Genomic DNA, 1,753 nt, shown 5'->3' with positions numbered 1-1,753 from the left:
AGGGCTTGCCGATCAATAACCCGTAGCATCTGCCGTTCTGGCCCGATGGGCTGGTATGGCCGTGTCGGTGGAGACTGTGGGGATGCTGGAGGCGAAGCTCGAGGCGATCTTGCCGCATCTGGACGAGCGGCAGCGTCGGCTGCTGCTGGGGGCGGAAGCTCGGGCACTGGGTCATGGAGGGATCCGAGCGGTTGCCCGAGCTGCTGGAGTCCGGGAAGCGACCGTGTCGCTGGGCGTGACCGAGTTGGAAGCCGGTGACGAGCCGTTAGGGCGGGTACGTCGTCCAGGCGGTGGCCGTAAGCGGTTGACCGATCTCGATCCCGGACTGCGGCCGGCGTTACTGGCGCTGGTCGAGTCGGACGAACGTGGGGACCCGATGTCGCCGCTGCGGTGGACGACGAAGTCGACCCGCAAGCTGGCGGCCGAGCTGACCCGGCAGGGGCACAAGGTCTCCGCTGACACGGTCGCCGGCATTCTGCGGGCCGAGGGGTTCAGCCTTCAGGGCAACGCCAAGACGATCGAGGGCAAGCAGCATCCGGACCGTGATGGCCAGTTTCGTTACATCAACGAGCAGGTCAAGCGGTTTCAGGAAGCCGAAGATCCGGTCGTGTCGGTCGACACGAAGAAGAAGGAACTGGTCGGGCCCTTCGCCAACGGCGGGACCGAATGGCGCCCGCAGGGCGAACCTGTGCAGGTCCGCACCCACGACTTCCCCGACAGCGAGCTGGGCAAGGCCATTCCCTACGGTGTCTACGACCTGGCCGCCGACACCGGCTGGGTGAGTGTGGGCACCGACCACGACACCGCCGCGTTCGCGGTCGAGACGATCCGCCGCTGGTGGAAGAACCTCGGACAAGGCGACTATCCGCTGGCGCGGCGGCTGCTGATCACCGCCGACTGCGGCGGCTCCAACGGCAACCGCACGCGCGCCTGGAAGAGCGAACTCGCCGCGCTCGCGGTGGAGACTGGCCTGGAGATCACGGTCTGTCATTTTCCGCCGGGTACATCGAAATGGAACAAAATCGAGCATCGGCTCTTCTCCCACATCACGATGAACTGGCGAGGACGGCCGCTGACCAGCCACGAAGTCATCGTCAACGCCATCGCTGCGACCATCACGGCTACCGGGATGACCGTTCTCGCCGAGCTCGACGCCAGCGGCTACGAGACCGGCGTGACGGTCAGCGACCAGCAGATGAAGGCTCTGCCCCTGACCCGGCACGACTGGCACGGCGACTGGAACTACACACTGCATCCCATCGCCGCCGACCAGCTTGTCAGCCCTGATGATCAGACTGGGCAGCACGAACACCCGGACCGGACATGGCTGCAGCATGCCGCCCTCACTGGCCTGGACCAGACCCACTGGGACGAACTGATCGCGAAGTTGGACGTGGCGCGCCACGCTCAACGGGAAGCAGCGTTACACCACCGTCGCGGCGGCATCCGGCAAGCCGCGCCGGGCACCGGACGCAAAGCGGTCCTTGACCTCACTGACCGCGCCGCGCTCACTATCGTCTACCAGCGCTTCTCCGTGCCCCAGCGCACCCTGGCGAAGCTGTTCGGCATCACCCAGCAGAGCGCCCACAACATCATCCGGCTGACTCGCCCTCTGCTTACCGTGATCGGTTACACGCCACAGCCCACCGGACTCCGCCTGGCAACCCCCACCGAGTTCATCCAGCACGCAACTGACATCGGCGCGCTCACACCAGACCAGATCAACCCAGCATGTTATTGATCGGCAAGCCCT

The 1,753-nt window shown here is 65.7% G+C and carries 1 protein-coding gene; it reads left to right on the top strand.

What is annotated here, in order from left to right; translation table 11 throughout:
* The first annotated feature begins 55 nt into the window (after nucleotides 1–55).
* Nucleotides 56–1,741, top strand: coding sequence for an ISAzo13 family transposase (locus DMB42_RS52665; protein ID WP_260478459.1), 1,686 nt, complete (start codon nucleotides 56–58; stop codon nucleotides 1,739–1,741).
* Nucleotides 1,742–1,753 lie beyond the last annotated feature (12 nt).

This window comes from Nonomuraea sp. WAC 01424 (genome assembly GCF_003947315.1).
Taxonomy (GTDB): domain Bacteria; phylum Actinomycetota; class Actinomycetes; order Streptosporangiales; family Streptosporangiaceae; genus Nonomuraea; species Nonomuraea spiralis.
This window is presented reverse-complemented; position numbering and strand designations above follow the sequence as displayed.